The organism is Cellulomonas sp. HZM, from assembly GCF_000708885.1.
In the GTDB taxonomy this organism is placed as follows: domain Bacteria; phylum Actinomycetota; class Actinomycetes; order Actinomycetales; family Cellulomonadaceae; genus Cellulomonas.
This window is the reverse complement of record NZ_JEOE01000008.1, coordinates 106,291-118,789: the sequence shown is the minus strand read 5'-3', so window position 1 is coordinate 118,789 and position 12,499 is coordinate 106,291. Positions and strand designations below refer to the sequence as shown.

At 74.5% G+C, this 12,499-nt stretch carries 11 protein-coding genes and 1 pseudogene; 3 read left to right on the top strand and 9 right to left on the bottom strand.

Translation table 11 applies throughout. The features are described 5' to 3' along the window. Nucleotides 1-567, top strand: a pseudogene (locus AW16_RS18610) (glycosyl transferase); the annotation flags it as partial. 71 nt (nt 568-638) lie between these two features. Here the strand turns inward: AW16_RS18610 and AW16_RS0106835 are convergent. Beyond that, the gene (locus tag AW16_RS0106835) at nt 639-2,294 is read right to left on the bottom strand and encodes an ABC transporter permease (RefSeq protein WP_231495969.1); all 1,656 of its coding nucleotides are present in this window, start codon (nt 2,292-2,294) and stop codon (nt 639-641) included. Between the two features lie 65 nt (nt 2,295-2,359). On the opposite strand from AW16_RS0106835, the gene AW16_RS0106830 reads away from it, so the two are divergent. Beyond that, nucleotides 2,360-3,802, top strand: coding sequence for a hypothetical protein (locus AW16_RS0106830; RefSeq protein WP_029289216.1), 1,443 nt, complete (start codon nt 2,360-2,362; stop codon nt 3,800-3,802). A gap of 5 nt (nt 3,803-3,807) precedes the next feature. On the opposite strand, the gene AW16_RS0106825 is transcribed toward AW16_RS0106830, so the two are convergent. Together AW16_RS0106825 and AW16_RS0106820 are read right to left on the bottom strand one after the other, a co-directional pair. Then, on the bottom strand, nt 3,808-4,731 hold the full coding sequence (locus tag AW16_RS0106825; RefSeq protein ID WP_029289215.1) for an ABC transporter ATP-binding protein: 924 nt from the start codon (nt 4,729-4,731) through the stop codon (nt 3,808-3,810). Then, on the bottom strand, nt 4,728-5,396 hold the full coding sequence (locus AW16_RS0106820; RefSeq protein ID WP_197021578.1) for a TetR/AcrR family transcriptional regulator: 669 nt from the start codon (nt 5,394-5,396) through the stop codon (nt 4,728-4,730). The genes AW16_RS0106825 and AW16_RS0106820 overlap by 4 nt, the downstream gene beginning before the upstream one ends. A 72-nt stretch (nt 5,397-5,468) precedes the next feature. Here AW16_RS0106820 and radA point away from each other — a divergent pair, with 72 nt between their 5' ends. After that, the gene (gene radA, locus AW16_RS0106815) at nt 5,469-6,890 is read left to right on the top strand and encodes a DNA repair protein RadA (protein WP_029289213.1); all 1,422 of its coding nucleotides are present in this window, start codon (nt 5,469-5,471) and stop codon (nt 6,888-6,890) included. Nucleotides 6,891-7,095: 205 nt separating this feature from the next. Here the strand turns inward: radA and AW16_RS0106810 are convergent, their stop codons facing one another. From AW16_RS0106810 to AW16_RS0106785, 6 genes are all read right to left on the bottom strand, one after another. Then, on the bottom strand, nt 7,096-7,299 hold the full coding sequence (locus AW16_RS0106810; protein WP_156044084.1) for a hypothetical protein: 204 nt from the start codon (nt 7,297-7,299) through the stop codon (nt 7,096-7,098). Between the two features lie 164 nt (nt 7,300-7,463). Beyond that, on the bottom strand, nt 7,464-8,396 hold the full coding sequence (locus AW16_RS0106805; protein WP_029289211.1) for a chitosanase: 933 nt from the start codon (nt 8,394-8,396) through the stop codon (nt 7,464-7,466). Next, complete coding sequence (locus tag AW16_RS0106800) at nt 8,393-9,424, bottom strand: N-acetylglucosamine kinase (RefSeq protein WP_051681734.1); 1,032 nt, start codon at nt 9,422-9,424, stop codon at nt 8,393-8,395. The genes AW16_RS0106805 and AW16_RS0106800 overlap by 4 nt, the downstream gene beginning before the upstream one ends. Then, nucleotides 9,412-10,677 carry a 6-phospho-beta-glucosidase gene (locus tag AW16_RS0106795; protein WP_029289209.1) on the bottom strand — a complete coding sequence of 422 codons (1,266 nt, stop codon included), beginning with the start codon at nt 10,675-10,677 and terminating at the stop codon, nt 9,412-9,414. Before AW16_RS0106795 ends, AW16_RS0106800 begins: the two co-directional genes overlap by 13 nt. Then, nucleotides 10,674-11,567, bottom strand: a complete 894-nt coding sequence (locus AW16_RS0106790; RefSeq protein ID WP_029289208.1) for a carbohydrate ABC transporter permease — start codon at nt 11,565-11,567, stop codon at nt 10,674-10,676. Before AW16_RS0106790 ends, AW16_RS0106795 begins: the two co-directional genes overlap by 4 nt. Continuing rightward, the gene (locus AW16_RS0106785) at nt 11,564-12,499 is read right to left on the bottom strand and encodes a carbohydrate ABC transporter permease (protein WP_029289207.1); all 936 of its coding nucleotides are present in this window, start codon (nt 12,497-12,499) and stop codon (nt 11,564-11,566) included. The genes AW16_RS0106790 and AW16_RS0106785 overlap by 4 nt, the downstream gene beginning before the upstream one ends.

The window sequence follows — 12,499 nt, the reverse complement described above, 5'->3', positions numbered from 1 at the left end:
GGTCTCGGGGGCGGTCAGGGTGGTCAGCCCGGGCAGGGCAACGGGCAGCGGCCGACGAACCCCGGGCAGAACCAGGGCCAGAACCAGGGCCAGAACCAGGGAGGCGCCGGCGGCGGCCAGGGCCAGTCGCAGAACGGCGGCGGTGGTCGCGGCGGTGGTCGCGGCGGCGGCTCGATGGGCGGGCTGCTGAACGGCGCGACGGTCAGCACCCAGGTCGAACAGCTGCTGCTCGAGGACGCGGACCGGTACACGTGGGTCGCCGCGACGGTCGGCTCGCAGAACGCGGCGAGCTACCAGCTCGCGACGCAGCGGTCGGTCATGCCGATCGGCGGCTTCAACGGCTCGGACCCGTCGCCGACGCTGGCGCAGTTCCAGCAGTACGTGGCCGAGGGCAGGATCCACTGGTTCATCGGCGGCGGCGGCTTCGGCAACCAGAACGGCGGCTCGAGCGCGTCGTCGGAGATCGCCGCGTGGGTCGCGGCGACGTTCCCCGCGCAGACGGTCGACGGCACGACGATGTACGACCTGTCGGGCGGGACGACATCGACGTCGACGCTGGACACCTGACGGTCACGAGCAAGCGGTTGGTGTCGCGATCGACCCGGTCGGCGAAACCAACCGCTTGCTCGCCGTGAGCATCACGCCCGCAGGTCGCGGCGGCGGAAGCCCGCCAGGCCCACCGTGACCAGCGCGGCGGCCACCAGGAGGCAGACGACGACCGGCGGCCAGCTCATGTCGTCGGCCGGGAGCCGCGGCAGGTACGTGTACGGCGAGAGCGCGTCGGAGCCGTCGGGCAGCACCTCGCCGAACATCGACATGACCCCGACGTACGCGACGTACGCCCAGACCGCGGCGAACGCACGCGGCAACCACCCGAGCACCGCGACCGCCACGCCCAGCACGACGAGCGCGCCCGGCACGGTGACCGTGGCGGCCCCGAGCAGGGTCCCGACCTGGTCGGGCGAGCCCAGCGTCGAAGCAGCCGTCGCACCCATGACGAGCCCGGCGACGACGAGCATCACGACGACCGCCGTCGCGGCGAGCAGCACCTGCGCCCCCAGCCACCGCGCACGGGCGACCGGCAGCGCGAGCAGCGTCGCGGCCCGCCCCGCGTCCTCGTCGACGCGCGCCGCACCCACCGCCGTGGCTGCGTAGCAGAGCGCCAGCACGCCTAGGAACACGGCGTAGAGCGCGAACGCCGACGCGACGGGGTCGGCACCGGGCGGCAGCAGGTCCCCGAGCGACGGCTGGTCGTCGACGAAGTCCTGCACCGCCGACGCGAGCAGGCCGATCACGGCGCCGGACAGCACCGTCGCGGCACCCCAGGACAGGATCGACGTCCGCTGCCGACGCCATGTGAGCCCCAGCACGGTGCCGATGCGGCCGTGCGCACGCCCGGCGCGGTCCGGCAGCACGCCCGCCCCGAGGTCCCGCCGGGCGGCGAGCGCGAACGCCACCACGACGAGCGCCCCGGCCACGACGACCGGCACGACGAGGGGCCACCAGCGGTCGAGCGTGTACGGCGCGGTGGCCTGCGACCAGCCGAACGGCGACAGCCACGTCCACACGCTCGTCGACTCCGGCCCACGGATGTCTCCGACCGCACGCAGCACCAGGGCGACGCCGATCGCGGCCATGCCGAGCCCCGACGCCGAGCGAGCCTGTGCCGCGAGCTGCGAGGTCACGGCCCCGACCGCCGCGAAGACGAGCCCCACGGCGACGACCGCGCAGCACATGAGCGCCGAACCTGCGGGGTCGAGCGACGTCGCGAGGAGCAGCACGAACGTGGCGCCCCCCACCGCGAGCACCGCGACCACCGCGGCCCCGAGACCCGCGGCGATCGGCCCGCCGCGCCCCACGGGCTGCGAGCGCACCAGCTCGAGCCGCCCGTCCTCCTCGGGCGCGCGCAGGTTCCTGGTCACCGCGAGCACCGCCATGATCGCGACGGGGATCATGACCCACAGCGCGAGCTCGTTGGCCGTCATCGCGCCGAGCGTGTAGTCGTCGAGCCCGTACCCCGGGCCGGCCAGCGCGGTCGCCGCGGGCGACTCGATGAGGGCAGCGCGCGCCGCCCGTGCGTCGGCGGTCGGGTACAGACGGTCGTACGAGCCGACCGACACGTACATGAGGACGGCCACGGACGCGGCCCAGACGACGACGCGCCAGCGGTCGGAGCGCAGCGCGAGGCGGAGCAGGCCGCGGGTCCCGGACCACGAGCCGGACCCCGAGCCGCGCCCCGACCCGGACCTCGCCCTGTCCCGGGCGGCACGGACGCTCACCGGTGCGGCGCTCATCGCGTGACATCCTGTGTGGCGGCCCGGCCGCACCGCGCGGCGACGGCGCAGGCACGGGAGGTCCGATGGCAGGCAGCACGGCGTCGCGGTGGGACGCCTCGACCCGGTCGGTGCTGTTCCCGTCGCTCGGCTTCTACGGCGCGAAGAACGTCGACCGTCTCGAGGTCGCGCTCCCCGCCGGCACGGTCGCGGTCAGGCTCGAGCTGCCCCAGCGCCGGGCGGAGATCCTGCCTCTCAAGCTCGTCGAGCTCGCCAAGGGCACGCGCGCGCTGCGGGTGCCCGCCTCGGCGGTCGACGCGAGCGTGAGCTCGTTCGGCAAGGGCGCCCAGGACGCGGCCGCGCCGCTCGTCGCCGGGACACCGCTCTCGACCGCGCGCGAGCACGGTCCGTGGTGGCAGGTCACGCTGCTCCAGCCGCTCGGCGCCACCTCGCTGCGGCTGTACAACCGTCGGGACGCGCTCGGCCGGCGCACCCGCGCGCTCGTCGTGAAGGTCCGGACGGCCGAGAGCGACGACTGGCAGGTGGCATGGTCCGCGCGGCGCGACGACCTGCCGCGCGTCGTCGAGCTCGTCGAGCGGCTCACCGGCGTGTCCCTGTCGCCGCCCCGCTTCCTGCACGCCCGCTGGGCGCGCCGGGCACGCGCGCAGGTGCTCGCTCGCCTGCTCGCGGCGGCGCAGGGCGACGGCCTGGGCACGGCCGACCGTGACGAGCTCCGCCTGCTGCTGGCGCTCGTCCCGAGCCGCGTCCGCGACGGCGTGCCGCCGCTCGACAGGCCCGCGGCACAGCTGCTGGCCGCGCTGCTGGCGGCGCAGAGGCACGCGGTGCCCGGCACGGCGACGAGCATCCGGTCGTTCGGCGACGTGCTCCCGGACCGCGCCGCGCTGCGCAGGCTCGGCGACGACCTCGACCGGTTCGGAGCCGCGGTCGGTCTGCCGCCCCAGATGATCACCCGGCACGGCGTGGGCGAGCTCGGCAAGCTCCGCACGGACTCGGCAGGCCACCTCGACCTCGTCGCACGGCTCGAGGACGTGTTCGCCGAGCTCGGCCACCCGCTCGTCATGGCGTACGGGACCCTGCTCGGCGCGGTCCGCGAGGGTGACTTCCTGGCGCGCGACGACGACGTCGACATGCTGTTCCGCCTCGACGCGGCCGACGCGGGCGAGGCCAAGCCCCTGCTCACGGACCTGAAGGCGCGGCTGCGCGAGCGCGGGTTCGGGATCTGGACCAACCCCACGGGGCTCAACTTCCACGTCGTCGACCCGGCGACCCGGCGGCACGTCGACGTCTTCCCGTACCTCGTCGAGGGCGCGACCGCGACGCTGCACATGACCTCCATGCGTCTGGAGACGATGGACCTCGACGTGCTCGAGCCCCACGGCCGCCGCGAGCTGCTGGGCCGCAGCGTCCCGGTCCCGCACCTGCCCGAGCGGTTCCTCGAGGAGCGGTACGGGCCGGGCTGGGGAGTCGAGGACCCGTTCCACGACTGGACGTGGCCGCTGTCCTCCTGACGCGTTCACTGCTCCTCCGGGACGCGCAGCGCGGCGAGCTCGTCGGAGTACTCGCGCAGGAACAGGTCCTCGAGCGTCGGCGGGTGCGCGACGAGCGAGCGCACGTGCGCGCCCGCGAGCGCTCGCAGCGCGCCGTCCAGCCCGTCGGGCTCGACCTCGAACGCGAGGTGGTCGTCCTGGGGGCGGAGGTGGTGCACGCCGTCGACCGGCGCGAGCGCGGCGGTCGCAGCCGCGGGGTCGTCGACCGCGACCGTGACCGCCGTGCGCGTGAGCGATCGCAGCTCGTCGAGCGAGCCGGACTGCACCGCTCGCCCCTGCCGGATGATCGTGACCCTGCCCGCGAGCGCCTCGACCTGCGCGAGGATGTGGCTCGAGAGCAGCACGGTGCGCCCGCCCGCGGCGTGCTCGCGCACGACCTCCTGGAACAGTGCCTCCATCAGGGGGTCGAGGCCGCTGGTCGGCTCGTCCATGAGGAGCAGCTCGGTGTCCGCCGAGAGGGCCGCGACGAGCGCGACCTTCTGCCGGTTGCCCTTCGAGTACGCGTGCCCCTTGATGCGGGTGTCCAGCTCGAACCTCTCGACGAGGTCGCGCACGCGCGCCGGGTCGAGCCCGCCGCGCAGGCGCCCGAGCAGGTCGATCGCCTCGCCGCCGGTGAGGCTGGGCCACAGGTTCACGTCCCCGGGCACGTACGCGAGCCGGCGGTGCAGCTCGACCGCCTCGCGCCACGGGTCGCCGCCGAGCAGCGTCGCGCGGCCCTCGTCGGCCCGGATCATGCCGAGCAGCACGCGGATGGTCGTCGACTTGCCCGCGCCGTTGGGGCCCAGGAAGCCGTGCACCTCTCCCGTGGCGACGTGCAGGTCGAGCCCGTCGAGCGCGCGCTTGGCGCCGAACGTCTTGACCAGGCCCTCGACGGCGATCGCGTCCGTCATGCGTCCTCCTCGTGCCCGTGCTCGTGATCGTCCTGCTGCTCGCGCGCCAGGTACGCGTCGAGGTACTCGGACCCGGTGAACAGGCCGTACGTGTAGAGCTCGATGCCCGGCAGGGCTGCGGCGTGCGACATCTCCACGATCGCGCGCGCGGGGTCCTTGGTGGGGGCGGTCCCGCGGCCGGCGACGGCGTCGAGCTCGGTGAGCAGGAGGGAGCCGACGGTGGTCGCGACGAGCACGCGGGCGCGACCGCGCGGGTCGAGCGACGGGCGCACCGTACCGGCCTCGACGCCGGCCGCGAGGTACTGCTCGGTGTCAGCGAGCAGCCCGTCGACGAAGCGCACAGCCCCTTCGCCGCCCTCGAGCAGGCTGCGGACCATGTACGCGAACACGTCGGCGTACTGCTCGACGGTCGCGAGCTGGGCGATGACCGCGGCGGGCGACGCGTTGCGCATCGCGTCCGTCTTGGCGTCGCGGACCAGCGCGTGGACGTGCTCGTCGCACGCGGCCCGCAGGGCGTCCTTCGAGCCGTAGTGGTGGATGACGAGCGCGGCGCTGACCTGCGCGTCCGCGGCGATCACGCGGACCGACGCCCCGAAGCCGTCGCGCGCGAACCGCGTGATCGCGGCGTCGCGGATGCGGTCGGCCGCCCCCGTCCTGTCCTCCACACCACCGACTAAACACGTGTTCAGCGGCGTGGGCAAGAGGGGCGTGTCGGTGGTGCGGCCTACGGTGCCTGCGTGAGCACGACGACGACGCGCGGAGCCGCCGCCCGCACCGCCCGGACCCCCGCGCGCCCCGGGTTCCGCTGCACCGAGTGCGGCTGGACCGCGAGCAAGTGGGTGGGCCGGTGCGGCGAGTGCCAGGCGTGGGGCTCGGTGGTCGAGGACACCGGTCCCGGTGGTGGCGCACCCCGGACGGTCGCGGCGGCGCCGACGAGGTCTCCCGCGCGGGCCATCGACCAGATCGACGTCGAGTCGGCGCGCGCCCGGCCCACGGGGGTCGACGAGCTGGACCGCGTGCTCGGCGGGGGCATCGTGCCCGGTGCGGTGGTGCTGCTCGCGGGCGAGCCGGGCGTGGGCAAGTCGACGCTGCTGCTGGACGTCGCCGCGCGTGCGGCGCGCACGGGGCGGCGGGTCCTGTACGTGACCGGGGAGGAGTCCTCCGCGCAGGTGCGCCTGCGCGCGGGGCGGATCGGGGCGCTGGACCCGGGGCTGATGCTGGCGGACGAGACCGACCTGGCGACCGTGCTCGGGCATGTCGAGGTCGTCGACCCGGACCTGCTGGTGCTCGACTCGGTGCAGACCGTCGCGTCGGCGGCCGTCGAGGGCACCGCGGGTGGTGTCGCACAGGTGCGCGAGGTCAGCGCGGCGCTCATCGCGGCGGCGAAGTCGCGAGACATGCCGGTGGTGCTCGTCGGCCACGTGACCAAGGACGGCGCGGTGGCCGGTCCCCGCACGCTCGAGCACCTCGTCGACGTCGTGTGCCAGTTCGAGGGCGACCGCCACTCGCGCCTGCGCATGCTCCGCGCCACCAAGAACCGCTACGGGCCCACCGACGAGGTCGGCTGCTTCGACCTGTCCGAGCGCGGCATCGTCGGGCTCGCCGACCCGAGCGGGCTGTTCGTTTCGCAGGCGCAGCAGCCCGTCCCGGGCACGTGCCTCACGGTGACGCTCGAGGGCCGCCGCCCGCTCGCCGTCGAGGTGCAGTCGCTCGTCGCGCCGTCGGTGGTCCCCAACCCGCGCCGGACCACGAGCGGCGTCGACTCGTCGCGCCTCGCGATGGTGCTCGCGGTGCTGCAGCGCCGGCTCGGTGCGCGGCTCGCGGACCAGGACGTGTACGTGTCGACCGTCGGCGGCGCGCGCGTCGTCGAGCCCGCGGCGGACCTCGCGCTCGCGCTGGCCGCCGTGGGGTCGCGCGAGAACACGGCGCTGCCGCGCGGGCTCGTCGCGATCGGCGAGGTCGGCCTGGCGGGGGAGATCCGAACGGTGTCAGGCGTGGGCCGGCGGCTCGCAGAGGCGGCGCGGCTCGGCTTCACGCGCGCGATCGTCCCCGCCGGCTCGCTCGACGGCACGACCCCGCCCGCGGGCCTCACGGTCTCCGAGGCGGCCGACCTGGCCCAGGCGACGATCGCCGCGGGGCTGGGCCCGAGCGACCGCTGACCTGACCGTTCGCCGCCCGCGGCCACGACGGCACCGGCGGCCGACCAAGCAGTTCCGCACGTCTCGGCGGCGCGTACGGACCCGCGCACCCGAACGTCACCCATCGGACCACATCCGGTGCCGACCAAGCAGTTCCGCACGTCTCGGCGGCGTTTCGTGCAACCAAGTGCTTGGTCGAAGGGCGGTCGTCCGGAGGGCGGCCCGGTCAGATCGGGAGGGTGGTGATCTCGTACGGGTCGCCGTACCCGTGTTCCCGCAGACCGAGGGACGCGGCCGGGAGGACCCCCACCGCGAGCGCGCTGCCCGCCGCGCGGTCGATCGGCACGACGCCCGCCGCGGGCAGTGCGTAGGCCAGCCCGAGGCCCGCGTGCCGCCACGACCACACGACGGGCGCTGAAGGCGGCGGCATGATCGCTTCCTACTACCACCGGACGCGCAGCGGACCACCGGGACGCGCGATGTCGCCGACCAAGCAGTTCCGCACGTCTCAGGGGCTCTTCGCGCAACCAAGTGCTTGGTCGCGAGAGTTGGCGGCTCCGGCGGCCGGCCGGCCGGACCGGCCGGGTGGGCCCGTCAGTCCTGGAGGGTGGCGATCTCGTACGGGTCGCCGTACACGTGCCAGCGCAGGGGCGGCGTGAGGGACAGGTTGCCGGCGCGCAGGAAGACCCGCTGCGCGTCGTCGACCCGGCTCGTGTCGCTGTGCGCCTCCTCCTTGTCCATCTCCACGACGCGCTCGTCGAGGAACGCGTCGAGGTAGACCGTCTCGTCGCCGCCGGCGGCCGGGGTCGCGGCACGCGCGAGCGCTCGGGCGCGCACGCCCTGCATGCCGTCGAAACCGTGCATGACCGCGGCGTCGTAGTAGGCGAACTGGCCGAGCGCGCCCAGCCCGTCCGCGACTGCGAGCGCGACGGACGGGTCGAAGTAGACCGTGTCCCGCTCGTGGTCCTGCGCGGCCTGGAACACGGGGTCGTCGGCCGCGGTGCGCCACGCGTCGACGAAAGCCGGGTCGAGCCCCTCGTGCGAGTCGGTGCCGTTCACTGCGCGCAGTGCGGGCAGGTAGGGGGCGAGCGGGTTGTCGGGGGACGTGGCGGTGTACGCCTCGACCAGCTCGAGCATGTCCCCGGTCCCCGAGCAGAAGCCGATGATCCCGGCGGTGTAGCCCCGGCCGTCGCCGATGTCCTCGACGTACCGGTACTGCGCGCGCCAGTCGAGCGAGGAGTTCTCGGCGCTCGACACGAGCTCCATCGCGATCTCCTTGCGCGCGGGCTCGGCGAGCGCGGCGCCCGCGAGATCGCCGCCAGCGGTGGCGGTCGAGACGGGACGTCCGGCTTCGGCCGACGACGAGGACGGCGACGAGCCTGACGAGACCGTCGCGGGCGGCGCGCTCGCCTCCGATGCGGACGGGTCCGACCCGCCCGACGAGCACGCCGCCGCGACCAGCCCGAGGGCGACGGCGGCACCGACCGCCGCTGCTCCTCGGCGGGCGAGCCCGGTCCGCGCGCTCACAGCGCGGGCTCCGGCTCGACCCTGCCCTCGACCGGGACGACCGCAGCCCCGAGACCGAGGGACGACGCCTCCGCCGCGACCCGCGCGAGCGCAGCCGACGACGCACCCGCCGACTCCAGCACCAGCCACGCCGCCCCCAGCACGGGCGGCGCAGCGACCACCTCGAGGTGAGCCAGCGGCGCGTCGACGCCCAGCCGCGCGGCGATCCCGTCCTGCAGCAGCGGGTGCCGCGCGGCGAGCACTCCCCCGCCGAGCACCACCGGCACGGGCCGGTCCAGCAGCTCGAGCCGCCGCAGCGCGACGAGGGCCAGCGTCGCGACCTCGTCGGCCTGCCGCTCGACGACCGAGCGCGCCACCGCGTCGCCGCCAGCAGCCGCCGCGAGCAGCACGGGCGCGAGCGTCGTCAGCACGCCCCCCGGCAGCCGCCCGAAGTGCAGGTCCTCGATCACCTCGGGCAGCGACCCGCGCGCCAGCGCGGCCGGCACCAGCGAGACGAGCGACGTCGCCGGACCGCGGCCGTCGAGCGCCCGCGCGGCGTGCCAGAGCGCGAGCTGTCCCAGCTCCGAGCCCCCGCCCCAGTCGCCCGAGATGTGACCGAGCGCGGGGAACCGCGCGGTCGCCCCGTCCGCTCGTCGGCCCACGCAGTTGATCCCCGTCCCGCACACCACGGCGACGGCCTCGTGCGCGGGCGTGCCGGCGCGCAGCAGCGCGAACGTGTCGTTGTCGACCACCGCGGAGGCGGCCGACGAGAACCATGGCAGCGTGCCGAGCGCCGTGACGAACGTGTCGATCTCGACGGGCAGGTCGAGCCCCGACAGGTAGATCCCCGCGTGCGCGACGTCCGACGAGCCCAGCACCGACCGCACGAGCCCGTCGACCACCGCGAGCGCGGGCCCCACCCCGATGACCTGCGGGCACGACCCCGGCCCGCGCGCGTGCCCCAGCACGCGCCCGTCGCGGTCGAGCGCCAGGACGTCGGTCTTGCTCCCGCCGCCGTCGACGGCGAGCAGCACGCTCACCGCGCCCACGCCAGGTGCTCGGCGTTCGCGGCGAGCAGCTCGTCGGTCAGGCGCACCGCGCGGTCGTACTGGCCCACGAGCGGGTGCGCGAGCAGCGCCCGCTCGACGCGGGCCCTCCCGCCGTGCACGGCCGCGTCGAGCGCGAGCCGCTCGTACGCGGCGACGTGCGCGACGAGGCCGGCCGCCTCGGGTGCCAACGGCGCGACGGCCAGCGGCGTGACGCCCGAGCCGCCGACCACCGCGGGCACCTCGACCACGTGGTCGTCGGGCAGGAACGGCAGCGTGCCGTCGTTGCGCACGTTGACCACCTGCACGTCGCCGCGGTCGGCGGTGAGCGAGGCGAGCAGGTCGACCGCCGCCTCGGAGTAGAACGCTCCCCCGCGGCGGGTCAGCGCCTCGGGCTTGGTGACGACGCGGGGGTCGGCGTACTCCTTGAGCAGCTCGGCCTCGACGTCCATGACCGACTCCGCGCGCGTGAGCGCCCCGGGGGCCGTCTGCTCGGCGAGCACCTCGTCGTGCGCGTAGTAGTAGCGCAGGTAGTACGACGGGACGACGCCCAGCAGCTCGACCAGCGCGGGCGGCAGCTCGACCTCGTCGGCGATCTCCGCACCGTGCGCGGACAGCAGCGCGGGCAGCCGGTCGACCCCGTCCACCGTGGCCCCGCGCACCCACGTCAGGTGGTTGAGCCCCACGTGGTCCAGCTGCACGGCCGACGGCGCGACCCCGAGCATCCCGGCGAACCGCCGCTGGAATCCGATCGCCACGTTGCACAGCCCCACGGCCCGGTGCCCGTGGGAGAGCAGCGCGCGCGTCACGATCCCCACGGGGTTGGTGAAGTCGACGATCCACGCGTCCGGCCGCGCGTGCCGCCGCACGAGCTCCGCGAGCGAGAGCACCACCGGCACGGTCCGCAAGGCCTTCGCGAACCCGCCCGGCCCGGTGGTCTCCTGCCCGATGCACCCGCACGCGTGCGGGAAGGTCTCGTCGCGGTGCCGCGCCGCCTGCCCGCCCACGCGCAGCTGGAACAGCACCGCGGAGGCGTCGGACACGCCCGCGACCACGTCGGACGTCGTCGTGACCCGCACGTCGTAGCCGGCGTGCGCGAACATGCGCTGGGACACGGCGCCGACGAGCGAGAGCCGCGACGGGTCGGGGTCGACGAGGCACAGCTCCTCGAGCGGCAGCAGCTCGCGCAGCCGGGCGAACCCGTCCACGAGCTCCGGCGTGTACGTGGACCCGCCGCCGATGACGGTGAGCTTCATCCCTTCACTCCTGTCAGGGTCACGCCGCGCACGAACGAGCGCTGCGCGGCGAGGAAGACGACGACCACCGGCACCATCGCGATCAGCGTGGCGGCCATCGTGAGGTTCCAGTCCACCGAGCGCGCACCGCGGAACTGCGCGAGCGCGTACGAGACGGGCCACGCCGACTCGTTCTCGGAGGTGTAGAGCAGCGGCCCGTAGTAGTCGTTCCACGACGCGAAGAACAGGAAGATCGACGTCGCCGCGATGCCCGGACGTGCCATCGGCAGGACCACGCGCAGCAGCGTGCGCACCTCGCCGCAGCCGTCGATCCGCGCCGCCTCGGTGTACTCGCGCGGGATCGTGAGGAAGAACTGCCGCAGCAGGAAGATCGAGAACGCGTCGCCCAGCAGGTTCGGCAGGATCAGCGGCCAGAGGCTGCCGGTCAGCCCCGCCTTCGACCACATGACGTACAGCGGGACGGACGTCACCTGCGGCGGCAGCAGCATCGCCCCGATGATCGCCAGCAGGATGAGCCGCGACCCGCGGAACTGGATGCGCGCGAGCGCGTACGCCGCGGGCACCGACGACACCAGCATGAACGCCGTCGCGAGCCCGGCGTAGAGGAACGAGTTGCCGAAGTACTTGAGCATCGGCAGCTTGTGGAACACCTCGGCGAAGTTCTCCCAGTGCCACGACGTGGGCCACGCGAACGCCGTCCCAGCCTGCTGCGGCGACATGACCGCGGTGAGCAGCACGAAGACGAAGGGCGCGAGGAACATCACGGCGAGCGCGACGAGCAGCGCGTGGTCGGCGACGAAGACGACGGGCGATCGGCGCCGACGGCCCTGCTCGGAGCTCGTCGGACGGACCCGGGGCGGCCGGGCAGGACGCGTGGCGGTGGCGGTCAACTCGCCACCTCCGGCGTGAGCGAGCGGAACCGGCGCAGCAGCACCGCGGTGGCCAGCCCGGCGACGACGAACAGCACGACCGCCATCGCGGAGGCGTACCCGAACAGGTTCGCGCCGAAGGCCTTCGAGTACAGGAGCTGGCCGTAGGTCAGGGTCGACTCGTCGGGCCAGCCCAGCAGCGTGCTGGTGCCCGCACCCACGGACGACTTGCCCATGGCCGTGGCCGACGCGACCGCCGGTTCCGTGAAGTACTGCAGCGCCGCGATGATGCCCGTGATCAGCGCGAACACGAGCACGGGCGCCATGTTCGGCAGCGTGATGTACCAGAACCGCTGCACACCGTTGGCGCCGTCGAGCTCGGCGGCCTCGTACTGCTCGGTCGGCACGTCGAGGAGCGCGGCGAGGAAGATCACCATGATGTCGCCGAGCACCCAGAGGCCGAGCAGGACGAGCGCCGGCTTGGCCCACGCGGGGTCGGTGAACCAGCCCGGCCCGTGGATCCCGAACGCCGCGAGCAGCCGGTTCACCGGCCCGGTCGCGGGGTTGAGCAGGAACACGAACGCGATCGTCGAGGCCACCGGGGGCACGAGCGCGGGCAGGTAGTAGACGGTGCGCAGCGCACCGGACGCGCGCCGGGCGCGGGTGAGCGCCCACGCGACGAGCATGGCCCCGGCGATCCGCACCGGCACGAGGATCGCGACGAACCACAGCGTGTTCAGCGCGGCCTTGCCGATGAGGGGGTCCTGGCCGAACAGGAACTTCCAGTTCGCGAAGTCGTTCCAGCGCGGCGCGTTCGACAGGTCGAACGAGGTGAACGAGTAGTACACCGTCATGACCAGGGGGAACACGAAGAACACCAGCATGCCGAGCAGGGCGGGCGTGCAGAACAGGTACGCCGTGACCGTGCGCCGGCGGCGGATCGCCGAGGCCAT